The organism is Paralimibaculum aggregatum (genome assembly GCF_030270585.1).
GTDB lineage: Bacteria > Pseudomonadota > Alphaproteobacteria > Rhodobacterales > Rhodobacteraceae > Thermohalobaculum > Thermohalobaculum aggregatum.
Genome location: NZ_BSYI01000043.1, coordinates 15,643 through 38,255 on the forward strand (window position 1 = coordinate 15,643; position 22,613 = coordinate 38,255).

A 22,613-nucleotide genomic window follows, 5' to 3' on the forward strand; every position below is an offset into this window, starting at 1 on the left:
TGGGGTGGTCCGGTCCGCGCGGCGCGCCGCGCTCGCCTCCCACCGCGATCCGCGTCAGGCCGCCTTGCTGACCTGCGCGTATTCCAGTTCGACCGGGGTTGCGCGGCCGAAGATCGTCACCGAGACCTTGAGGCGCGCGGCCTCCTCGTCGACATCCTCGACCATGCCGGTGAAGCCCTCGAAGGGCCCGTCGGTGACCGAGACCGTCTCGCCGATCTCGAAGGTGATCGCGGGCCGGGGCCGCTCGAGCCCCTCCTCGACCTGGTTGATGATCCGCGAGACCTCCTTGTCGCGCAGCGGCGTCGGGCGCCCCTGCGGACCGAGAAAGCCGGTCACGCGCTGGATGTCGTTGATCAGGTGATAGGCGCGGTCGGTCATCTCCATGCGCACGAGCACATAGCCCGGCATGAAGCGCCGTTCGACCTGGACCTTCTGGCCCCGCCGCACCTCGGTCACCTCCTCGGTGGGGACCAGAACGTCCTCGATCTCGTCCTCGAGCCCGTGCTGCGCGACCGCCTCGCGGATCGCCTCTGCCACCTTCTTCTCGAAGTTGGACAGCACATGCACCGAATACCAGCGTTTTGCCATCGGCCCCGTCTTCTCTCGCAGTCTACTTCGTGCCCCGCGCTGCCGCACCGGCGTGCAGGGCCTATTTCGCCGCCTCGGCCGAAACTGGCCCGGCGCGCCGCCGGAGTTCCGTGGCGCGCCGCGTCTCGATCTGGATCGGAAGTGTGCCCTTTACAGCCTGACGCGGGAGAGATCAACCCCCGATCCGACCGGGATGCCCGGGAACGGGCCGGCGGCGCATGTTATGGATGCTCCTGCGCCGCGGCAGGCCCGGGCCGCGATGCCTCCGGAGTGGAAGGGGCGGGGCGCGCGGCCCCGCGGCAGCTCAGAGCGTGAGCAGCAGGTCGATCGCGAAGCTCAGCAGCTGGTCGACCAGGAAGAAGAAGATCGCCACCAGGATCGCCATGACGAAGACCATCAGCGTCGTCATCCCGGCTTCCTTGCGGGACGGCCACACCACCTTCGAGGCCTCCGTGCGGACCTGGGCAACGAACTGCGCTGGGTTCATCATGCGTCGGCTCCTTCGCGGGAGGTGAGGTGGCAGGGGCGGAGGGTCTCGAACCCCCGACCTACGGTTTTGGAGACCGTCGCTCTACCAACTGAGCTACACCCCTAGGCCAACCGCGATTTACGCCGTCGCGCCGGCTTGCGCAAGCCCCGCCGGCACGGCCCCGGCGCCGGCGCCGCAGAAACCGGTGCCGCGGCCGGCCCGGCGCCCCGCCGGCTCAGCGCCCCGCCGGCTCAGCGCCCCGGCTGCCCGCCCTGCGCCAGCGCGAATTCCGGCGCCCGGGCGCGCCACAGCCGGTAGGCCGCGATCAGCCCCATGCGATGCGCGATCAGGAACTCCCCGGTGACGGAGACCGACTGGAAGGCCATCAGCCGGCCCGAGACGGTCTTCGGCCGCGACGAGCGGGTGCGCTCGCGGCCATAGATCCGGTCCATGTTGATCGCCACCACCGTGTCGCGCAGCTCCAGCAGCCGCGCGAGATACCGCGCCGCCGCCCGGCGCTGCGCCGCGCTGCCCCCGGCCAGCGTCGCCTGCGCCGCACGGCAGCCATCCGCCATCATCACGAGGAAATCCGGGCTGTCGCCGCGCGGCAGGAAGCGCGCCCGGTTGGCATAGGTCGCGCAGGCCCTGGCATAGGCCGCGAGCCGCTCTCCGGAGACCGGCGGCTCCGCCCGGTCGCCCGCCGCGCCCGCCGCGCCCGCCGGCCCCGCCGCGCCCGCCGCCATCGTCACCGCGATCAGCACGAGCGCCTGACAGATCCGCCCAACGATACCCATCGCCACCCCCTGCATCGCCACCCCCTGCCCGGCGCCCCGCCGCGTGCCGCGGGGCAATATGACAGATTGATGACACAGGCCGGCGATCCGGTCACGGGAATTGTCTATACCGCCTGCCCAGAGGCCCGGGCGCCGTCCCGCCTGTGGCCGCGCGGCGACAGATTGGCGCAGGCCCGACCCGGCGGCGTGCAGGCTAAGCCATCGGCGCCATCCGGGCTCAACCGTCGGCGCCATGCGGGCTCAACCGTCGTCACCGGCCGCGCTCAGCCATCGGCACCGTGCCGGCCCAGCCGTCGGCGCCACCCGGGCCCAGCCTCGGCACCACCCGCGCTCAGCCGTCGGCGCCATCCGGGCTCAGCCGTCGGTGCCACCCGCGCTCAGCCATCGGCACCGGCCACGCTCAGCCTTCGGCGCCATCCGGGCTCAACCGTCGGCGCCGGCCACGCTCGGTCGTCGGCACCGGCCGCGCTCAGCCATCGGCGCCGTCAGGGCTCAGCGGTCGCGCCGGCCGGGCTCAACGGTCAGCACCATCCGCGCTCAGCGGTTGCGGTGTCCGCTCTCAACCGTCGGCGGCGTCCGGGCTCAGCGGTCGGCGACGTCCGCTCTCAGTGGTCGGCGGCGCCATCCGGGCTCACCGGTCGGCGCGGTGCGGGCTCAACCGTCGGTGCCGTCCGCGCTCAGCCGGGGAGCCGTCCGGGCTCGGCAATCTGCGCAATCGGGGCTTGGCGGTCGCGCCGGCTGGCCACAGCCGTCGGCGCCGCGCGGGCTCAACCGTCGGCGCCGTCTGCGCTCAGCCGCTGCGCCAGCCGGGCTCAGCCGTCGGCGGTGTCCGGGCTCGGCCATCGGCGGCCGGGCGCCCAGCCGTCGGCGGTGTCCGCGCTCGGCCATCGGCGGCCGGGCGCCCAGCCGTCGGCGGTGTCCGCGCTCGGCCATCGGCGGCCGGGCGCTCAGCCGTCGGCGGTGTCCGCGCTCGGCCATCGGCGGCCGGGCGCTCAGCGGTCGGCGGCGGCGGCCCCGAGGCGTGCGGCCAGCGCCGCGATCAGCCCGTCGGCGGCGGCTTCCGGCAGCGCCCGCCCGGCCTCGACATCGGCCCGCGCCGCCTCCCAGGCGGCGGCCAGCCCGGGCGCACCGCGCACCGCCGCCGCGAGCCCCTCGCCGACGCTCCGCTCGAAGGCGGTGACCGCCTGCGCGCGGCGCCGCTCGGCCCGCCAGCCGCTGCCCTGCCGCCAGGCATCGAGCGAGACCAGACGCTCCCAGATCGCCGCGAGCCCGTCGCCGGTGGCGGCGGAGGCGCTCAGCGCCGCCGGGATGTCGTCCGGATCGCCGGGCCGGCGGCGCAGCAGCCGGAGCGCGCTGGCATAATCCGCCCGGGTGCCCTCGGCGATCGGCTTCAGCGCGCCGTCGGCCTTGTTGACCACCACGAGATCGGCCATCTCCATGATGCCGCGCTTGACCCCCTGCAGGTCGTCGCCGCCGCCCGGCGCGATCAGCAGCAGGAAGAGATCGGTCATCTCGGCGACCAGCGTCTCCGACTGTCCGACGCCGACGGTCTCGACGATCACCGTGTCGAAGCCGGCCGCCTCGACCAGCCGGATCGTCTCGCGGGTGCGCCGCGCCACGCCGCCGAGCGCGCTGCCCGCGGGCGAAGGGCGGATATAGGCCTGCGGTGCCCGCGAGAGGCGCTCCATGCGGGTCTTGTCGCCGAGGATCGAGCCGCCGGAGCGCGCCGAGGACGGGTCCACCGCCAGCACCGCGACGCGCCGCCCGGCCTCGATCGCCATCAGCCCGAAGCGCTCGATGAAGGTCGACTTGCCGACCCCCGGCGTGCCGGTGAGCCCGATGCGCAGGGTCTGCGGCTCCGGGCCGAGGCGCTCGAGCAGGGCGCGGGCGCGGGCGCGGTGCGCCGGGTTCTGCGATTCGACGAGCGTGATGGCCCGCGCCAGCGCGCGCCGCTCGCCGCGGGCAAGCGCGGCGGCGAGTTCGGCGGTCGGGTCCTCTGTCGGGCTTGCCATGATGCGCTCCTCGTCTCGTCTCGGCACGGGCGTGTCGGGCCGGTTTACGGGAGGCGCGGGGGACCGCGCAATCGCCGCGGATGCCGCGCGGGCGGCCACCCGCCATCCGGCCGGCGGAAACCGCCGGGCATGGCGCCGGCGCCGCACCGGTTGCCACACTGGCCGCCGCACCGATGGCCGCACCGGCGGGGGGAGCGGGCCGGCCGGCCGGAAGCGCGGGCCCCGCCGCCCTCCGGTGGGTGGGTGGGGGAGGGTGGCGGGGCCCGCGCCGCCTGCCCCTCGCGGTCGGCCCGGCTTTGCGCTATGGCCCCGGGCATGGCCACCCCGGACCCCGAGCCCCAGCCCGCGGCAGCAGCCGCACCGCCCGACGAGACGGCAGCAGCCGCACCGCCCGCCGAGGCGGCACCGGCCGCACTGCCCGACGAGGCGGCACCGGCCGCACTGCCCATCGAGGCGGTGCTGCCGGCGCTGACGGCCGCGCTCCGCCAGGGCCCCAATGCCGTGCTCGCCGCCCCGCCCGGCGCCGGCAAGACGACCCGCGTGCCGCTCGCGCTGATGGGCGAGCCCTGGGCCGCCCAGGGCCGCATCCTGATGCTCGAGCCGCGCCGCATCGCCGCCCGCGCCGCCGCCGAGCGCCTCGCCGCGCAGCTCGGCGAGCGCCCGGGCGGGCGCGTCGGCTACCGCATCCGCGGCGAGAGCCGCACCGGCCCGGCGACCCGCATCGAGGTGGTGACCGAGGGCATCCTCACCCGCCTGCTGCAGGCCGATCCGGAGCTGCCGGGGATCGCCGCGATCCTCTTCGACGAGATCCACGAGCGCTCGATCCACAGCGATCTCGGGCTGGCGCTGGCGCTCGAGGTGCAGGCCGGGCTCCGGCCCGGGCTGCGGCTGCTGCCGATGTCGGCGACGCTCGACACCGCGGCCTTCGCCCGGCTGCTCGGCGGCGCCCCGGTGATCGAGAGCGCCGGCCGCGCGCATGCCGTCGAGACCCGCTGGGCCGGGCGCCCCCTGCCGCGGAGCCGCGGCGCGCTCGAGACCGCGATGGCCGAGACCGTGCTCGCCGCGCTGGCCGAGACCGCGGCGGCGCCGGGCGGCGACATCCTCGCCTTCCTGCCCGGCGCCGGCGAGATCCGCCGCACCGCCCGGCTGCTCGCCGCGCGCGCGCCGGAGCTGCCGGTCTGCCCGCTCTATGGCGCGCTCTCCTTCGAGCGCCAGCGCGCCGCCCTCGCGCCGGATCCGCAGGGCCGCCGCCGGGTGGTGCTGGCCACCGCCATCGCCGAGACCTCGCTGACCGTCGCCGGCGTGCGCGTGGTGATCGACGGCGGCCGGGCGCGGCGCCAGCGGGTGCATCCGGCCACCGGCATGGGCCGGCTGGTCACCGTGCCGGTCTCGCGCGCCGAGGCCGAGCAGCGCCGCGGCCGCGCCGGGCGCCTCGGGCCGGGGCTGTGCTACCGGCTCTGGAGCCGTGCCGAGGAGGGCGCCCTGCCCGCCGCCGCGCCGGCGGAGATCCTCGAGGCCGATCTCGCGCCGCTGGCGCTCGAGATCGCGGCCTGGGGCGCCGAGCCCGGCCGGCTCGCCTTCCTCGACCCGCCGCCGGCCCCCGCCATGGCCGAGGCGCGGGCGCTGCTCGCCGGCCTCGGCGCGCTCGATGCCGAAGGGCGGATCACCGCGCATGGCCGGCGCCTCGCCGAGCGGCCGGCGCATCCGCGCCTCGCGCACATGCTGGAGACCGCCGCGGCGGAGGGCCTCGCGGCGGAGGCCGCCCTGCTCGCCGCGCTGCTGGCCGACCGCGACCCGCTGCCGCCCGGCAGCGGCGCCGATCTCGGGCTCCGTCTGGCCGCGCTGGCCGGCCGCGGCACGCCGCCCGGCGCCGATGCCGGCGTCGTCGCCCGGCTCCGCGAGGAGGCCCGCCGGCTCGCCCCCGGCGCCCGCCGCCCGGACCCTGCCCGCGCCCGCGCCGCCGCCGGCCCGCTGCTGGCCCGCGCCTATCCCGACCGGGTGGCGCTGCGGCGCAGCCACGAGCCCGGCACCGAGCCGCGCTATCTCCTCTCCGGCGGCCGCGGCGCGCGGATCGCGGCGGAGGACGCGCTCGCCGGGCAGCGCCTCATGGTGGCCGCCGAGCTCGAGGACACCGTGCCCGAGGCCACCATCCGCCGCGCCGCGCCGATCACCGAGGCCGAGCTGCGCGCGATCCACGGGCCCGCCATCGGCTGGGTCTCGGAGGCGCGCTGGAGCCGCCGCGAGGGCCGCGTCGTCGCGCGCCAGCAGGAGCGCTTCGGCCGCATCGCGCTCGACGACCGGATCTGGCGCGACGCCCCGCCGGAGGCGCTCGGCGCGGCGCTGGCCGAGGGCATCCGCGACCGCGGCATCGCCGCCCTGCCCTGGGGCCCGGCCGCCGCCCGCCTGCGCGCCCGGATGCGCTGGCTCGCCGCGCAGCCCGGCCCGCTGGCGGCCCGCCTGCCGGACTGGTCCGATGCCGGGCTGCTGGCCCGCCTCGACGCCTGGCTGACGCCGCATCTCGCCGGTCTCCGCCGGATCGAGGACTGCGCCCGGATCGACCTCGCCGCGCTGCTGCGCGCCGATCTCGGCTGGGAGCTGGCCGAGGCCGCCGCCCGCGCCGCGCCGGAGAGCTTCGAGACCCCGCTCGGCAACCGCATCGCCATCGACTATGATCGCGAGATCCCGACCCTCTCGGTGCGGGTGCAGGAGATGTTCGGCGTCACCCGCCACCCCAGCGTCGGCGACCCGCCGATCGCGCTGGTGGTGGAGCTGCTCTCGCCGGCCCGGCGGCCGGTGCAGCTCACCCGCGACCTGCCGGGCTTCTGGGCCGGGAGCTATGCCGAGATGGCCAAGGACATGCGCGCGCAATATCCCAGACACCCCTGGCCGGAGGACCCGGCCGCCGCCGCCCCGACCCGCCGCGCCCGCCCGCGCGGAGGCCGCCGATGACCCGGGTCACCCATCTCGACCGGGTGCGCGCCCTGGTGGCCGGCCATGCCGGCGTGCCGGCGGAGGAGATCGAGCCCGAGCACCGCCTCGTCGAGCACCTGAAGATCACCGCGCGCGAGGGCCGCGGGCTGCTCGAGGCCTTCGCCGACGAATTCGATGTGGACATCGCCGCCGTCGACCCGGCCAGCTATTTCGACGACGAGCCGCGCACCAGCCCGCGCCGGGCGCTGATGCCGGTGGCGGCCGCGCTCTGGCCGGCCTATCGGGCGCGGCTGAAGCGGGCGGGCCGGGCGCGGCGCAGCCTCGGCGTGCGCGACCTCGTCGCCTCGGCGCGGGCCGGGCGCTGGATCGCGCCGCAGACGCCGCGGGCCGATGCCGACCTCGCGCGCCTCGAGATCCCGGAGCTGCTCTGGCTGCTCGGCCTCGGCGCGGCGCCCGCCGCCTTCGCCGAGATCGACCCCTGGTACGGCGCCGCCGGGCTGGCGCTCGGCTGGGCGATCCTGCTCTTCGGCTGGGCGCGGTCGTTCCCCTGGCTGGCCCGGCTCGAGGCCGCGGCGGAGCGCGAGCACGGCCCGGGCTGAGCCGGCCTCAGAGCTGGGCCTGCACCGCCAGCGCCACCACGATCAGCATCGCCGCCGCCATCACGATGTTGATCGCCCGGTTGACCCGCGCCGGCAGCTCCATGCGCCGCAGCGTCACCCCGGCCCAGAGCCAGGCCAGGTGGATCGGGATCCAGATCGCGTTGATGATCAGGAACTTCAGCCCGACCTCGAGCCCCGGCGCCTCGGCCATGAAGGCAAAGCCCGAGAAGAAGGCGGTGTTCACCGCATAGGCCTTGGGGTTGATCGGCTGCAGCGCCAGCCCGTTCCAGAAGCCCGGGCTGCGCTCGGGATGGATGAAGCCGATCCGCGCCCCGGCCAGCGCGATCTTCGCCGCGAGATAGAGCAGGTAGGCCGCCGAGCCCCAGAGCAGCACCGCGCGCAGCCAGGGCACCGCCAGCGCCGCCGCGGCGAGGCCCGAGACCACGAGCCCGGCCACCAGGTTGTTGCCGACCCAGAGCCCCGACACATAGGCCAGCCCGGCCCGCGTGCCATAGGCCGAGCCGACCCCGGCGGTGGAGAGCACCCCGGGCCCCGGCGTCACGATCAGGAAGAACACGGCGGCGGCGAATTCCAGCATGGCGCCTGCTTAGCCCTCCGCCCCTCCGGGTGCAATCCGCAACGGTCGGGGAGGCCGGCTGCGGGGCCGGCGCAAGGGTCTTGCCAAAGGTCCACGCCCGCTACAGTCTGCCTGCAGTGATCGGGGGGTGTTACCAAATGCAGAGCCTTTTTCGTGCCGCCATGCTGTCCGCGCTCATCGGCGCCGCCGGCATCGCCGCGCCATCGACCGCCGGAGCGGTGAGCGTCAGCTACACCGGCATCCCGGGCATCTTCGTCAACGAGGTCTCCTACGAGGTGGTGCCCGCGGCCGGCGGCGCCGCGATCTTCGCGGAGGGGCCGTTCATCAGCATCCATTCGGGCAGCTTCGAGGCCGCGCCGGGCGATTACATCCTCAACATGTTCGACACCTTCGGCGATGGCTGGAACGGCTACCGGCTGCTCTTCACGGTCGGCACGCTGGAGATCCTGAACACGACGCTGGCAACCGGGTCCAGCGGCACCCAGAACTTCACCGTGCCGGGCTCGGATGTCCCGCTGCCGGCACCGCTGGCGCTGCTGCTCGCCGGCCTCGCCGCGCTCGGCTGGCGCGCGCGCCGGACGGCGGGCTGATCCCGGGGGCGCTGGAATTTCCCGCCGGAGCGGCTAAGACCTCGCTGGCAGGCATCCCGGCGAAAGGACCCCCGAATGCGCATCCTCTGCGTCTGTCTCGGCAATATCTGCCGCTCGCCCATGGCCGAGGGCACGCTCCGCGCGATGGGCGAGGCGGCGGGCCTCGCGCTCGAGGTCGACAGCGCCGGCACCTCCGGATGGCATATCGGCGAGCCGCCGCAGCCCGAGGGCCTCGCCGCCGCCGCCGCCCGGGGCTATGACAACAGCGCCCAGCGGGCGCGCCAGGTGTCGGCGGCGGATTTCCACGACTTCGACCTGATCCTCGCCATGGACCGGCGCAACCTCGCCAAGCTCGAGAGCCTCGCGCCGCCGCAGGGGCGGGCCGAGCTGCGCCTGTTCCACCCGGCCGGGCACGAGATCCCCGACCCCTATGGCGAAGGGCCGGCCGCCTATGAGCGCACGCTCGATCTCGTCGAGACCGCCGCGCGCGCCCTGATCGCGGAGCTGGCCGCGCGCTAGCGCTTCGGCCGGGACGGAAGCGCCCGGCATCCGCCGCGCCTTCGGTCGGGAAAGGTCGAGGCGCAACGGGGGCTCACGCTGCGGATCGGCCCGGCATTCCGGGATCGGAATGTCGGTGTCCGTCCACCGGGCGCCCGCCCCGGCGGCGTCCGCCGCCGCCCCCGCCGCGATCGCGGAAGCGCCTTCGGGGCGCCCTCTGCCGCCGCCGCCCGTGCTGCGCGCAGCCGGCCCGCGAGCCCCCCGGACCCGTCGCCCCCGGCAGCCCCTGCCCGGCCTGCCGCCGCGCGGCCCGGAGGGCCTCGCCCGGTTCCGCGCGCCCGGCGGGGCCGGAGGCGCCGGCGGCCTGCCGCTCTCCGCCGGTGCTGCGGACGGCGACGGGGGTCTGGCATCGGATCGCCTCCCGTTAAGTATTTATTAAGAACTATTACCGCAAAAGCATCACGAGTTTGCCTCAAAAGCTTCAACCGCCCTTGGCATCCAGACCGCTGGGCGGCGAGGCGGGAACTCCGGGGGCGGTGACATGATGACGGATGCGGATGCGGATGCCGGCCCTGCCGGTTTCGGCGAGGGCGTTCCGATCGGCCGGGCCGGCGATCCGGCGGTGATGCCGGCGGAGCTGCGCAGGCGGCTCGCGGCGGTCGATCCGGGCGCGCGGGTGGTTGCGCTCGCCGGCGCCCGCTGGGGCGGGCTGGTCCTGCCCGGGCGGCCGCTGGCGCCGCACCGGCCGCGGCCGGCGGGCGATGCGCTGCGCGTGCTGGCGATGACCAGCTGGGAGTTCGCGCCCGTGCTGCTGCGCGCGCTGCTCGACCGGGACGGCCGGGCCGCGGTGCCGGTGCAGCTGGTCGGCCTCGCCACCGACGATGCCGTGAACCCGGCCGCCCGGATCGGCGCGGCGAAGCGGATCTGGCGCCATTTCGACCCGCCTTCCCGGCTCCGGACGCAGCTCGCGACGATGGCGATCGCGCTCCGCGCCGGGGTGCCGGCCTATACCGGCGAGCTGAAATGCCGGGGCTTCCGCCGCCTGCTCGACCGCTGGGCGCCGGATCTCATCCTGTGCTGCTGCCTCGGCCAGCGGCTCGACGGGCCGATCCTCTCCCGCCCCCGCCTCGGCGCGGTGAACCTGCACCCCTCCGACCTCGCCAACGGCCACGGCGCCGGCTTCGACCCGCATGGCGACGTGCTCGCGCGCGGCGCCGACAGCAATGTCTGGACCGCGCACCGGATGACCGAGACGATCGACGACGGCCCGGTGCTCAGGGTCTCGGCGCCGATCCCGGTGCGCGGCGCCGGCGGCCAGGTGCCGCGGGCGAAATCGGCCTTCTACCGGATGATGCACCCCGCCCTGCCCGGCCTTGCCGATGCGGTGCTGGCCGATCTCGCGCCGGCCCGGATGCCGGCCTGACCCGGTGCCGCGGGGCCGGCGCGGGGCCGGCGCGGGCGGGCGGGCGATGCCCTGCGGGTGCAGCATGGCAACCGCTGCGGGCCGGCCGGCCCCGGCAGGCCCGGCGCCGCTTGACGGGGCCGTGAAATCGCCCATAAGCCATGCCATGGCCACGCAATCGCACATCCGAAATTTCGCCATCGTCGCCCATATCGACCATGGCAAATCCACCCTCGCCGACCGGCTGATCCAGTCGACCGGAACCGTCACCGAGCGCGAGATGAAGGCGCAGCTGCTCGACACCATGGATATCGAGCGCGAGCGCGGCATCACCATCAAGGCGCAGACCGTGCGCCTGATCTACCGCGCCAGGGACGGCCGGGAATACAAGCTCAACCTGATCGACACGCCGGGCCATGTCGACTTCGCCTACGAGGTCAACCGCTCGATGAACGCGGTCGAGGGCTCGCTGCTGGTGGTCGACGCCTCGCAGGGCGTCGAGGCGCAGACGCTGGCCAATGTCTACCAGGCGATCGAGGCGGATCACGAGATCGTCCCGGTGCTCAACAAGATCGACCTGCCCGCCGCCGAGCCCGAGCGCATCGCCGAGCAGATCGAGGACGTGATCGGCATCGACGCCACCGACGCGGTGCAGATCTCCGCCAAGACCGGCCTCGGCATCGAGGAGGTGCTGGAGGCCATCGTCACCCGCCTGCCGCCGCCCGAGGGCGACCCCGAGGCGCCGCTCAAGGCGATGCTGGTGGACAGCTACTACGACGCCTATCTCGGCGTCGTCGTGCTGGTGCGGGTGATCGACGGCGTGCTGAGGAAGGGCGACCAGATCCGCATGATGCAGACCGGCGCGCGCTACCCGGTCGACCGGGTCGGCGTCTTCACCCCGGCGATGACCCTCACCGGCGAGCTGCATCCCGGCGAGATCGGCTTCCTCACCGCCTCGATCAAGCAGGTCCGCGACACCCGCGTCGGCGACACCATCACCCACGAGAAGCGGCCCTGCGCCGAGGCCCTGCCCGGCTTCAAGCCGGCGGTGCCGGTGGTGTTCTGCGGCCTCTTCCCGGTCGATTCGGCGGAGTTCGAATCGCTCCGCGACGCGATCGAGAAGCTCGCCCTCAACGACGCCTCCTTCTCCTTCGAGATGGAGACCTCGGCCGCCCTCGGCTTCGGCTTCCGCTGCGGCTTCCTCGGGCTCTTGCATCTCGAGGTGATCCGCGACCGGCTCGAGCGCGAATACGACATCGAGCTGATCACCACCGCGCCCTCGGTGGTCTACCGCCTGCACATGACCGGCGGCGATCTCGTCGAGCTGCACAACCCCGCCGACATGCCCGAGGTCACCAAGATCGACAGCATCGAGGAGCCCTGGATCCGGGCCACCATCATGGTGCCGGACGAGTTCCTCGGCGACGTGCTCAAGCTCTGCCAGGAGCGCCGCGGCGTGCAGCTCGACCTCACCTATGCCGGCTCCCGCGCCATGGTGGTCTACAAGCTGCCGCTCAACGAGGTGGTGTTCGACTTCTACGACCGGCTGAAGAGCGTCACCAAGGGCTATGCCAGCTTCGACTACGCGATCGACGGCTACGAGGCCGGCAACCTGGTGCGCATGTCGATCCTGGTCAACGAGGAACCGGTGGACGCGCTCTCCACCATCGTCCACCGCGACAAGGCCGAGGCCCGCGGCCGGGCGATGTGCGAGAAGCTCAAGGAGCTGATCCCGCAGCACATGTTCAAGGTGCCGATCCAGGCCGCCCTCGGCGGCCGCGTGATCGCCCGCGAGACGATCTCGGCGCTCCGCAAGGACGTGACCGCCAAATGCTATGGCGGCGACGCCACCCGCAAGCGCAAGCTCCTCGACAAGCAGAAGGCCGGCAAGAAGAAGATGCGCCAGTTCGGCCGCGTCGACATCCCCCAGGAAGCGTTCATCAACGCGTTGAAGATGGATGATTAGACTTAATAGTCCTAACGACCAATACTCTCATACTTCCTCTTCACCTCCAATGTTGCAGACGTAATCTCTGGGAACAACCTTGATTCTGTAATGCCAATTTTTTCACATTCTTCAATTATTTTAAGTTTTGACGCTCCATCTATAGTTATTCTCTCCACGCTAATTTCATCATCATTATTCTCTTTTAAAATATCCTGAATTCCAAACAGGAAGAAAGCTCCACTTTGCGCAATAATTCTCCTGTTGTTCATTTTTGGGTTTACGGCAACAATTCTATGGAGGGACTTGGGCGCAATTTTTGGCTCAAAATATGGCTTCTCCTCCTTTATGAAATGAAGTAGTCTTCTCATGTGAAAATCATTATTAAACTTAACCACATCCTCACCTGATAGCTTTTCTTTTTTGATTAAATTTAACGCCTTCTCACGAATCGAAACCCTCTCTTCTGAATTTAGATAGGACAGATTCGACACCACGGACGCCGTATCACTCATAAAATCCAAACAGTAATCACGATTAACAACAAAAGAAAAAACAACACCATCTTTCTTTTCACTTGCGCCTTCGCAGCACGCAAAGTATAGTGCATACAAGGAATTCTCCGTAAGATCAAGTATTCTCGTTGGCAACCCATAATGTTGCAATCGAACAAGTTTCTCTAGTGTTGTATTATCATTTATAAACTCATCTGGAAATCTGGAAACAACCTCCTTAATAAGCTTCCCTTCATTTTCCTTCAAATTCTCATTTCTAAATACAGAAGGCCATATAGGCCATTCATGATTCCACTGACCTCTGTAAAAAACTCGTACTGCACTCCCCTCAAACCCACTTCGGCGATCAAGTTCAAACACTTTTCCTAGAAACCCGCGAACCGATGTAACCCGTCCCGGCGACCCGCTCTTCTCTACCATAGCCAAACCTTACAAACGATGCCTTCTTCATCAATGGATCATATGAAACGCGAGGATTCAAACGAAACCTACTGAGATCGAATTATACAGTACATAATGAGCGGACCATCATGCCTTAGAGCGTTCAATTTCACCTTTCCAAAAAGATTTAATCATCCCCGAAATTTGGAAGGCGCGCGAGAGCGCGCGACACAACGCAAAGACCCACTCATTTGAGCGGCGCCTCCACGATCCAGGTGGGGTTGATGATCTCGCCGAAGGCGATGACCGACCCACCATGTTCGTGCGAACGTTCCCGTGGAAAATGTTCGCGGGAATTTTTCGCTTGGGGCGGCGGGGCGCCGTGCGAACCTTTGTCCGTGCCCGAAAACCGCCCGCGCGGGCCCGCCCCGGCCTCCGCCGGCGCGCCCCGCCGCCGCCCGCAGAATCAGGCCGGAATCGGGCCGGCGCGCCGGATGCGGCCGGCAAGGCGGCGCCCGGCAGGCCCGGCCGGGGCCGGCGCCGGATGCCCCTTCCGGCCGCCGTCCGGGCAAAAAAACGGGGCCTGGCAGCATCTTGGCCGCCAGCCCCCGGATGCCTGCATGCGCCCTCAGTAGCGCGGCGGGCAGCGCTTCGGATCGACCGGGGTCACGTTGCCATACGCGTCCTTGCGCACGCACTGATACCCCTGCCAGTAGGGCGGGTAATAGGCCGGCTTCGGCTTCGGCGCAGGCTTGTATGTCGGCGGCGGCTCATACTGCCCATACTTCGGCTGCCCATATTTCGGCTGCCCATATTTCGGCTCACCATATTTCGGCTGTCCGTAGGCGGGGGGCTGCTGGCCGTAACCGGGCTGGCCGTAGCCGGGCTCGCCGTATTTCGGCTGGCCATAGGCGGGCGGCTGCTGGTTGTAGGCGGGCGGTTCGGGTTCCGGCGGCGGGGGAGGCGGCGGCGGCGCGGCACAGCCTGCGACCAGAAAACCGAAAGAAATCAATCCAATGGCGAAAGACGTGCGGCGCATGGCAGCCTCCTCGTTGCTCCAAGGAGGCTGCCCGATGGGCGCCCCCGCGTCAAGCAATGGGGGGCGCAGGGCCGCTATCGCGGCCGGGGGACGCGGATCGCGTCAGTCGAGCAGCTGGAGCGAGCTCGCGGCGCTGCGGCCCTGGCGATCCTGCTCGAGCTCGAACTCGATCTTGGCGCCATCGGCGAGGCCGGTGAGGCCGGCGCGCTCAACGGCGGAAATGTGGACGAAGACGTCCTTGCCGCCGCCATCGGGCTGAATGAAGCCGAAGCCTTTGGTGGAATTGAACCATTTGACGGTACCGGTGGCCATGTCTGGTCTCCTGACAGTATGCCCGCCACACCATGTGGGGGCCGAGTGCGCAGTCGGATCGAAGGATGACTGCAGTAGCGGAGACAGCAGAGATCGGTATCGAACGTCTTGAGCGCCCTGACGGGTAAAGGAAAACGGCCCCCCGCGCAAGGGGGAGCGCGTCAGGCGACGGTGGTCTTGATTCCGCGGGCCACGAAGGCCATCAGGTTCTCGACGGTGCGCTCGCAGACCTCGATGCCGGCCGCCGAGAGGATCAGCTTGCCGTCCTTCGAGCGCGCCCAGGACGCGATCGTGCTCACGCCGGTCCCGCTTTTCTTCTCTTCCAGGATGGCGTCGTCGATGGCGGCCAGAACGACCGCGGCAAACAGCTTCTGCGCCCGCTTGCCCTGCTCTTCGAGCAACGAATCCCGGTTCATGTCGTAGGGCACGACACGTCTCCTTGTGTCTTGAATTGATGGTTAATGCCGGTTAACCCGGCGGAGAGCGGGAAATAATGCAGTCTGGGATCGGCGGTAAGCCACCCCAGCGCATACCCGTCATGCGCTCAGCGCAACCCTCCCCGAATTGCCGTATTGTTTTCCAAAGGCTTCCCGCGGCGCAACAGACGCACTTTCATCAGGTAGCCTCGAGCAATCGGCGCGCGATCACCTGCGCCTGAATCTCCGCCGCGCCTTCGAAGATGTTGAGGATGCGGGCGTCGCAGAGCAGCCGCGAGATCGGATATTCCAGCGCGAAACCGTTGCCGCCATGGATCTGCAGCCCGCAATCCGCGGTCGACCAGGCGACCCGGGCGCCGAGCAGCTTGGCCATGCCGGCCTCGAGGTCGCAGCGCCGGTCGGCATCCTTCTCCCGCGCCGAGTGATAGGTGAGCTGGCGCGCCACCATGATCTCCACCGCCGCCATGGCGAGCTTGGCGCCGACGCGCGGGAACGCGACGATCGGCCGGCCGAAGGCGCTGCGCTCCTCGGCATAGGCGAGCCCGGCCTCGAGCGCCGCCTGGGCGACGCCGATGGCGCGCGCCGCGGTCTGGATGCGGGCGCTCTCGAAGGTGCGCATCAGCTGCTTGAAGCCCTGCCCCGCCTCGCCGCCGAGCAGCGCCGCCGCCGGCACCCGGTGGCCGTCGAGCGCGAGGGTGTATTCCTTCATGCCGCGATAGCCGAGCACCTCGATCTCGCCGCCGGCGATGGTGGCGTCCGGGAAGGGGTCGTCGTCGGTGCCGCGGGTCTTCTCGGCGAGGAACATCGAGAGGCCGCGATAGTCGGAGGTCTCGGGATCGGTGCGCGCCAGCACGGTCATCAGGTCGGTGCGCGCGGCATGGGTGATCCAGGTCTTGTTGCCGGTGAGCACCCAGTCGTCGCCATCGCGGGCGGCGCGGGTGCGCAGCGCGCCGAGATCGGAGCCGGTGTTGGGCTCGGTGAAGACCGCGGTCGGCAGGATCTCGCCGCTGGCCAGCTTCGGCAGCCAGTGCGCCTTCTGCGCCTCGGTGCCGCCGCCGAGAATCAGCTCCGCCGCGATCTCGGTGCGGGTGCCGAGCGAGCCGACGCCGATATAGCCGCGGCTGAGCTCCTCGGAGACCACGCACATCGCGGTCTTGCCCATGCCGAAGCCGCCATGCTCCTCGGGGATGGTCAGGCCGAAGACGCCGAGCGCCGACATCTCCTCGAGAATCTCCATCGGGATCAGCTCGTCGCGCAGGTGCCAGCCATGCGCATGGGGCACCACCCGCTCGTCGGCGAAGCGCCGGAACTGGTCGCGCACCATGTCGAGCTCCTCGTCGAGCCCGGTGTCGCCGAAGCTGGCCGCGCCGGACTGCGCGCGCATCAGCGCGACCAGCCGCTGGCGGACCGCGTCATCGGTGCCGGCGGCGATCAGGCGCTCGGTCTCCTCGGTGCGGAAGGCGGCGATCTCGGCGGCGCCGAGCCCCATGTCCTGCGGCCGGGCGATCTCGGCCTGGCTCATCGGGATGCCGCCGGCGAGCTGCGCGAGATACTCGCCATAGGCGATCTGCAGGATCAGACGTTCCATCTCGCCGAACCGGTCCTCCGCGGCGAGGCGTTCGGCCCAGGCGCGCATCTGCCGCAGCGACTCGACATAGGTGGCGGCCCAGGCCAGCCCGTGGCCGGCGAACTGCGCCGCGTCGAGCGCCCGGCCGGAGACCCGCTCGCCCGAGCGCACGCGCCCGGCGACATGGGATTTCGCCGCTGCCAGAAGGGTTTCCGCCGCGCCGAGGGCCGCGCCGGTCAATGCCAGCAGGGTCTCGGCGGCGAGCGCCTCGCCGGCTGCGTTTCCTGCCTCGGGGGTCTCGCCGACCGCGGTCTGGAGGTTCATGCGCGCTCTCCTCGTCTCATCCCGTCGGGCCCTCCGCGGGCCGCGATGCTGCGCCGCGCCATTTTCTGACGCAGTGCGGCAAACTAGGGCGCAACAGGGTCCGGGTCAATCATCTTGCGCAAGATGCTGTCCCCTGCCCGGCCGCGGTTAAAATTTGCTTGCGCGGGAGGCGGCGCCGGGGGCTGTCCGGAAAATCGCGGCAGATCAGCCCGGCCGGGATTCGGTAGCGGTCCGGCATCGAAAAAGGCAGGCTCCAAGCGGTGCGCGCCGGCGCCGGACCGCGCGGCGACCGGCGGGCCTGGCGCGATTCGGCCGCGGGGTGCCCGGCCGGAGCCGGGTTCAGCCCGTCAGCGCGTGCCCGTCGCGGCGCGGATCGCCGGCGGCGGCGAAGCCCCGCGGCCCGGCCTCGACCCCGTGCACGCCGCCGAAGAACATCGAGCGGCTGTCCCAGAACCGCGCCTCGGGGAAGGCCGCCGCCAGCGCCGCGCGGCTGCCCTCGGGCAGGTCCTCGCCCTCGATGTCGACGGCCTCGGCCCCGGCATCCTCGACATGCAGCCGCGGCGCCGCGATGGCGTCCGCCAGCGGCAGCTCCGCATCGACCAGCCGCAGGAGCACCTGCGCCAGCGCCGTGCGGATCCGGTTGGAGCCGCCGGAGCCCAGCATCGCCACCCGGCCGTCGGGCCAGCTCGCGGCCAGCGGCGCCATCATCGAGGCCAGCCGGCACCCCTCGGGCCAGCGCAGCGGCGCGCCCTCGGCCAGCCCCGGCACCAGGTCGGCCTCGCCGAGCATGTTGTTGGGCATGATCCCGGTGCCCGGCAGGATGTCGCCGCAGCCCTCGCCGTTGGAGAGCGTCAGCGAGACGCCGAGCCCCGCGCCGTCGATCACCGAGATCTGCGTGGTGCCGCGCTGCGCCGCCGGGCGCCCCTTGAGCGCCGCCAGCGCCTTTGCCAGCCGCGCCCGGACCACCGGGTCGGCGAGCCGCGCCGCGCCCGCCTCCGGCGCCGTGTCGAGCCCGTGCTCGGCCCGCGCCCGGGCCACCGCGGCGAAGACCCGCGCCAGCGCCACCGCATCGGCCCCGCGCGGGGCCAGCGCCAGCGCCAGCCCGATCAGCGTGCCGCCGAGCGAGGGCGGCGGGTTGAGCGCCAGCCGGGCGGCGCCGCGGCGCTCTTCGGCCGGGCGGCGCCAGGCCGGCCGGCAGTCCTCGCAGTCCGCCCGGGTGAGATGCCCGCCGGCGGCGGCATGTTCGACGAGCCGCGCCGCGATCTCCCCCTCGGTGACGAAGCGCGGCCCCTCGGCGGCGAACTCCTCGAGCACATCGGCGAAATCCGGGTTGGCGAGGCGCTCCCCGGCGGCCTTCAGCGTGCCGTCGCCGCGGCAGTGCAGCGCGCGGGCGCCGGCGCTGGCGCAGAGGATCGGGCGGACGATCTCCGCCAGCCGCGCCTGGTAGGGGGTGAGCGCGACCCCGGCCCGCGCCGCCGCCGCCGCCGGCGCCACCACATCGCGCAGCGGCATCCGGCCGAACCGGGCATGGGCCTCGGCCAGCCCGGGCGCCAGCGCCGAGGCCGCCACCGCACCGGCGCCGATGTGGAAGGCCTGGGTGACGCCGCCGAAATCGGCATGGATCTCGCGCAGGTCGATCTCGCCCTCGGGGCGCTTGCGGCGCGGCGTGTCGACGAAGGCGTCGAGCAGCTCGCAGCTGCCGCCGGGCGCGCGCACCATGGCGAAGCCGCCGCCGAGCAGCCCGGCCAGCACCGGCTCCGCCACCATCGCCATGAAGGCGCCGGCCAGCGCCGCATCCATGGCGCTGCCGCCGGCGGCCAGCACCTCCGCGCCGGCCTCCACGGTCAGCCGATGTCCCGCCGCGATGCCGAACCCCTTGCCCATCAGGCGCTAATCCCGCAAGCCTCGGGGGCTGTCAAGCGTGGCAGCGCCGCGAGGGAAGGTGATGTCCGGCAGCCCCGCCCCGAAGCGCCACCCGGCCCGCCTGCACGCGATCATCGCCCGCGAGGCGCGGATGGCGGTGGTGTTCCGGCGCGGCCCGACGCGCGAGGTCGCCAGCCTCGCCTGGGATCTCGCGACCGACCGGCTGAGCCTCGGCCATTGGTTCGCCGGGCGGATCTACGAGCGGCGCTGCGACATCTCCCCGGACGGGCGGCACATGATCGTCTTCGCCGCGCGGCACAACCGGGCGCCGGCCCTGCACGAGGAGACCGGCGGCAGCTGGACCGCGGTCTCGCGCATGCCCTGGCTCACCGCGCTCGACCTCTGGCCCAAGGGCAATGCCTGGAACGGCGGCGGCGGCTTTGCCGGCAATCGCAGCTACTGGCTGAACGGCGGGCACGGGGAGGGCCGCCGCGGCAGCGGGCTGGCGCTGGTGCCGAGCCCGCTCGGCCGGCAGCGCAACAACGAATGCCTCGGGATCTACTTCCCGCGGCTGCTGCGCGACGGCTGGGAGGAGCGGAGCTGGAGCCCGGACCGCGCCACCTTCGCCAAGCCGCTCGCCCATGGCTGGGTGCTGCACAAGATCGCCGAGGCGGGCTTCCCGATGCCGCAGGGCGCCGGCGTCTACCGCGACGCGCATCTGCTGGAGAGCCCGGCCGGCGCGGTGCTGGCGCGCGAGGGCTGGGAATGGGCCGAGCGCGACGGCGCCGACATCCTCTATGCCGAGGCGGGGAGCCTCTGGCGGCAGCCGGTCCCCGGGCCAGACCGGCTGGCCGAGCCGCGGCTGGTGGCCGATCTCACGCCGATGGCCTTCGAGGCCCGCCCGGCGCCGGGCTGAGCGCCGCGCCAGCCACGGGCATGACCTGCCGCAGGGGGAGCTCTGAACGCAACGCCGGCCGCGGCACGGCCTGCCGCAGGGCTCCGAGCGCAACGCCGGCCACGGGCTCGACCTGCCGAAAGGGCCGAGCGCAACGCCGGCCACGGCGCGGCCTGCCACAGAGGGCCGAGCGCAGCTCCGGCCGCGGATACAGCCTGCCGCGGGAGGGCCGAGCGCCGCGCCGGCCACGGGAACAACCTGCCACAGGGGGCCGAGCGCCGCGCCGGCCACGGGCACAACCTGCCACAGGGGGCCGAGCGCCGCGCCGGCCGCAGGGAGATCGAGCACAGCGCCGGCCGCAGGCACGGCCAGGCGCAGGGGGCCAAGCGCCGCACCGGCCGCGGACGCGGCCCGCCGCAGGGGATCTGAGCACAACGCCGGCTGCGGCTACAGCCTGCCGCGGGAGGGCCGAGCGCAGCGCCGGCCACGGGCACGGCCTGCCGGAGAGGGATCGAGCGCAGCGCCGAACGCAGGCACGGCCTGCCGCAGGGGCCGAGCGTGGCTCCGGCCACGGGCTCGGCCTGCCGGAGAGGGATCGAGCGCAGCGCCGGCTGCGGCTACAGCCTGCCGCGGGAGGGCCGAGCGCAGCGCTGGCCACGGGCACGACCTGCCGCAGGGGGCCGAGCGCAGCATCGGCCGCGGGCACAACCTGCCGCAGGGGATCGAGTACAGCGCTGGCCACGGGCACGGCCTGCCGCACGGGACCGAGCGCAGCACCGGCCACGGGCACAACCTGCCGCAGGGGATCGAGTACAGCGCTGGCCACGGGCACGGCCTGCCGCACGGGACCGAGCGCAGCACCGGCCACGGCCACGGCCTGCCGCGGGAGGGCCGAGCGCCGCGCTGGCCACGGGCACGACTTGCAGAAGGGGGATCAATCACAGCACCAGCCGCGGGCGCGGCTTGCCGCAGGGGGATGTGAGCACAACGCCGGCTGCGGTTACAGCCTGCCGCAGGGGGCCGAGCGCAGCGCTCGCAGCGGGCGCGGCCTGCCGCAGGCCGGTGGGGGAGAGACCGGCCCGCAGGGGGCGCGACGGCGGCAAGGGTGGGCGGGGCCTGCGGCAGGCCGCGCCCGGTCTCCGCGCCGCCGCCGGATCAGGCGGCGTGGGGCGCCGCCGCGTTCACGTCCTCGCCGACATGGGCGCGGTACTGCGCGAAGTTCTCCACGAACATCCGCACCAGCCGCGAGGCCTGCGCGTCATAGGCGGCCGGATCGGCCCAGGTGCTGCGCGGGTCGAGCAGCCCGGTCTCCACCCCCGGCACCGCCACCGGCACCTCGAAGCCGAAATGCGGGTCGGCGCGGAACTGCACATCGGCCAGCGAGCCGTCGAGCGCCGCGCGCAGCAGCCGGCGCGTCGCCCTGATCGGCATCCGGCTGCCGGTGCCGTGGGCGCCCCCGGTCCAGCCGGTGTTGACCAGCCAGCACTGCGCGCCGGTCTCGGCGATCTTCCGGCGCAGCAGCTCGCCGTAGACCTCCGGGCGGCGGGTCATGAACGGCGCGCCGAAGCAGGTGGAGAAGGTCGGCGTCGGCTCGGTGAGGCCCTTCTCGGTGCCGGCCACCTTGGCGGTGAAGCCCGACAGGAAGTGATACATCGCCTGCGCCGGGGTCAGCCGGGCGATCGGCGGCAGCACGCCGAAGGCGTCGCAGGTCAGCATCACGATGGTGCGCGGGATGCCGGCCAGCCCGGTCTCCGAGGCGTTGGAGATGTAGTGCAGCGGATAGGCGCAGCGCATGTTCGCGGTGAGGCTGTCATCGGCGAAGTCGAGCGCGCGGGTGTGCTCGTCATAGACCATGTTCTCCACCACCGAGCCGAAGCGGGTGGTGGTGGCATAGATCTCCGGCTCGGCCTCCTCGGAGAGGTTGATGGTCTTGGCGTAGCAGCCGCCCTCGAAGTTGAAGATGCCGGTATCGGTCCAGCCATGCTCGTCGTCGCCGAGCAGGGTGCGCGCCGGATCGGCCGAGAGCGTGGTCTTGCCGGTGCCGGAGAGGCCGAAGAACACCGCCGAGTCCGAGGGATCGCCGGGCGCGTGGTTGGCCGAGCAGTGCATCGGCATCACGCCGCGGCCGGGCAGGATGAAGTTGAGGATCGAGAAGATGCACTTCTTGTTCTCGCCGGCATAGGAGCTGTCGGCGATCAGCACCAGCTTGCGCTCGAAGGAGACGGCGATGATGGTCTCGGAGCGGCAGCCGTGGCGCGCCGGGTCGGCCTTGAAGCTCGGGCAGTTGATCACCGTGAAATCGGCGGTGAAGCCCGCGAGCTCGGAGAGCTCGGGCCGGCGCAGCATGTGGCGGATGAACAGCCCGTGCCAGGCCAGCTCGTTGACCATGCGGATGTTGAGCCGGTGCGCCGGGTCGGCGCCGGCATAGAGATCCTGCACGAAGTATTCGCCGCCCTGCATGTGGGCCAGCATGTCCTGGCGCAGGCGCTCGAAGGCCTCGGGATCCATCGGCGGGTTGTTCTCCCACCAGATGTCGGCCTCGACCGAGGGCTCGCGGACGACGAACTTGTCCTTGGGGCTGCGGCCGGTGTGCTTGCCGGTCGAGCAGAGGAAGGCGCCGCCCTGCCCGAGGACGCCCTCGCCGCGCTTCACCGCCGCCTCGACCAGCGCGGGCTCGAGCATGTTGTAGTGCACTTGGCCGAGGCCGGTGATGCCGGCATCCTCGAGCCTGAAGGCCGGGTTGCAAAGGCCGGTTTCCATGGATCGCTCCTTCGATTTTTCCCAGGCGGCCGTTCGGCGCGAAATATTGTTGCGTCGCTATCGCCGTCGCGCATCCTCTAATACAGGCCGCGCG

The 22,613-nt window shown here is 72.2% G+C and carries 19 protein-coding genes and 1 tRNA gene; 7 read left to right on the plus strand and 13 right to left on the minus strand.

Annotated features, from left to right (window positions below; translation table 11 throughout):
• Positions 1 to 54: 54 nt before the first annotated feature.
• The 5 genes from nusG to meaB form a co-directional block, all read right to left on the minus strand.
• Positions 55 to 588 carry a transcription termination/antitermination protein NusG gene (nusG, locus tag QSJ97_RS19935; RefSeq protein WP_285673907.1) on the minus strand — a complete coding sequence of 178 codons (534 nt, stop codon included), beginning with the start codon at positions 586 to 588 and terminating at the stop codon, positions 55 to 57.
• Positions 589 to 892: 304 nt separating this feature from the next.
• Positions 893 to 1,078: a preprotein translocase subunit SecE gene (gene secE / locus QSJ97_RS19940; RefSeq protein ID WP_285673908.1), complete on the minus strand. Its 186-nt coding sequence runs from the start codon at positions 1,076 to 1,078 to the stop codon at positions 893 to 895.
• A 27-nt stretch (positions 1,079 to 1,105) separates the two neighbouring features.
• Positions 1,106 to 1,181: transfer RNA gene (locus QSJ97_RS19945), tRNA-Trp, on the minus strand.
• A gap of 127 nt (positions 1,182 to 1,308) precedes the next feature.
• Positions 1,309 to 1,851, minus strand: a complete 543-nt coding sequence (locus QSJ97_RS19950) for a hypothetical protein (protein ID WP_285673911.1) — start codon at positions 1,849 to 1,851, stop codon at positions 1,309 to 1,311.
• A gap of 992 nt (positions 1,852 to 2,843) precedes the next feature.
• A complete protein-coding gene (meaB, locus tag QSJ97_RS19955; RefSeq protein ID WP_285673912.1) occupies positions 2,844 to 3,863 on the minus strand; it encodes a methylmalonyl Co-A mutase-associated GTPase MeaB in 1,020 nt (339 codons plus the stop codon).
• A 315-nt stretch (positions 3,864 to 4,178) separates the two neighbouring features.
• Here meaB and hrpB point away from each other — a divergent pair, with 315 nt between their 5' ends.
• Both hrpB and QSJ97_RS19965 read left to right on the plus strand, forming a co-directional pair.
• Positions 4,179 to 6,812 (plus strand): ATP-dependent helicase HrpB, encoded by a 2,634-nt coding sequence (hrpB, locus tag QSJ97_RS19960; protein ID WP_285673914.1) that lies wholly within the window; start codon positions 4,179 to 4,181, stop codon positions 6,810 to 6,812.
• Positions 6,809 to 7,393, plus strand: coding sequence for a DUF1493 family protein (locus QSJ97_RS19965; protein ID WP_285673915.1), 585 nt, complete (start codon positions 6,809 to 6,811; stop codon positions 7,391 to 7,393). The genes hrpB and QSJ97_RS19965 overlap by 4 nt, the downstream gene beginning before the upstream one ends.
• A 7-nt stretch (positions 7,394 to 7,400) precedes the next feature.
• Here QSJ97_RS19965 and QSJ97_RS19970 read toward each other — a convergent pair whose 3' ends face one another.
• On the minus strand, positions 7,401 to 7,991 hold the full coding sequence (locus tag QSJ97_RS19970) for a LysE family translocator (RefSeq protein WP_285673917.1): 591 nt from the start codon (positions 7,989 to 7,991) through the stop codon (positions 7,401 to 7,403).
• A 137-nt stretch (positions 7,992 to 8,128) separates the two neighbouring features.
• On the opposite strand from QSJ97_RS19970, the gene QSJ97_RS19975 reads away from it, so the two are divergent.
• From QSJ97_RS19975 to lepA, 4 genes are all read left to right on the plus strand, one after another.
• Positions 8,129 to 8,581, plus strand: coding sequence for a hypothetical protein (locus tag QSJ97_RS19975; RefSeq protein ID WP_285673918.1), 453 nt, complete (start codon positions 8,129 to 8,131; stop codon positions 8,579 to 8,581).
• Positions 8,582 to 8,656: 75 nt separating this feature from the next.
• On the plus strand, positions 8,657 to 9,100 hold the full coding sequence (locus QSJ97_RS19980; protein ID WP_285673920.1) for a low molecular weight protein-tyrosine-phosphatase: 444 nt from the start codon (positions 8,657 to 8,659) through the stop codon (positions 9,098 to 9,100).
• 520 nt (positions 9,101 to 9,620) lie between these two features.
• The gene (locus QSJ97_RS19985) at positions 9,621 to 10,502 is read left to right on the plus strand and encodes a formyltransferase family protein (protein WP_285673922.1); all 882 of its coding nucleotides are present in this window, start codon (positions 9,621 to 9,623) and stop codon (positions 10,500 to 10,502) included.
• A 145-nt stretch (positions 10,503 to 10,647) separates the two neighbouring features.
• Positions 10,648 to 12,447, plus strand: a complete 1,800-nt coding sequence (lepA, locus tag QSJ97_RS19990; protein ID WP_285673923.1) for a translation elongation factor 4 — start codon at positions 10,648 to 10,650, stop codon at positions 12,445 to 12,447.
• 11 nt (positions 12,448 to 12,458) lie between these two features.
• On the opposite strand, the gene QSJ97_RS19995 is transcribed toward lepA, so the two are convergent.
• The 6 genes from QSJ97_RS19995 to QSJ97_RS20020 form a co-directional block, all read right to left on the minus strand.
• Positions 12,459 to 13,301 carry an FRG domain-containing protein gene (locus QSJ97_RS19995; protein WP_285673925.1) on the minus strand — a complete coding sequence of 281 codons (843 nt, stop codon included), beginning with the start codon at positions 13,299 to 13,301 and terminating at the stop codon, positions 12,459 to 12,461.
• Positions 13,302 to 13,950: 649 nt separating this feature from the next.
• The gene (locus QSJ97_RS20000) at positions 13,951 to 14,361 is read right to left on the minus strand and encodes a hypothetical protein (protein WP_285673926.1); all 411 of its coding nucleotides are present in this window, start codon (positions 14,359 to 14,361) and stop codon (positions 13,951 to 13,953) included.
• A 102-nt stretch (positions 14,362 to 14,463) separates the two neighbouring features.
• The gene (locus tag QSJ97_RS20005) at positions 14,464 to 14,673 is read right to left on the minus strand and encodes a cold-shock protein (protein ID WP_285673928.1); all 210 of its coding nucleotides are present in this window, start codon (positions 14,671 to 14,673) and stop codon (positions 14,464 to 14,466) included.
• A 161-nt stretch (positions 14,674 to 14,834) separates the two neighbouring features.
• The gene (locus QSJ97_RS20010; protein WP_285673943.1) at positions 14,835 to 15,089 is read right to left on the minus strand and encodes a DUF6280 family protein; all 255 of its coding nucleotides are present in this window, start codon (positions 15,087 to 15,089) and stop codon (positions 14,835 to 14,837) included.
• A 199-nt stretch (positions 15,090 to 15,288) separates the two neighbouring features.
• Complete coding sequence (locus tag QSJ97_RS20015) at positions 15,289 to 17,001, minus strand: acyl-CoA dehydrogenase family protein (protein ID WP_285673929.1); 1,713 nt, start codon at positions 16,999 to 17,001, stop codon at positions 15,289 to 15,291.
• Between the two features lie 339 nt (positions 17,002 to 17,340).
• Positions 17,341 to 18,885 carry a gamma-glutamyltransferase gene (locus tag QSJ97_RS20020; protein ID WP_285673930.1) on the minus strand — a complete coding sequence of 515 codons (1,545 nt, stop codon included), beginning with the start codon at positions 18,883 to 18,885 and terminating at the stop codon, positions 17,341 to 17,343.
• A gap of 61 nt (positions 18,886 to 18,946) precedes the next feature.
• Here QSJ97_RS20020 and QSJ97_RS20025 point away from each other — a divergent pair, with 61 nt between their 5' ends.
• The gene (locus QSJ97_RS20025; protein ID WP_285673932.1) at positions 18,947 to 19,780 is read left to right on the plus strand and encodes a hypothetical protein; all 834 of its coding nucleotides are present in this window, start codon (positions 18,947 to 18,949) and stop codon (positions 19,778 to 19,780) included.
• A gap of 1,134 nt (positions 19,781 to 20,914) precedes the next feature.
• Here the strand turns inward: QSJ97_RS20025 and QSJ97_RS20030 are convergent.
• Entirely contained in the window at positions 20,915 to 22,519 is a 1,605-nt protein-coding gene (locus QSJ97_RS20030) for a phosphoenolpyruvate carboxykinase (protein WP_285673933.1), read from the minus strand.
• Between the last annotated feature and the right edge of the window lie 94 nt (positions 22,520 to 22,613).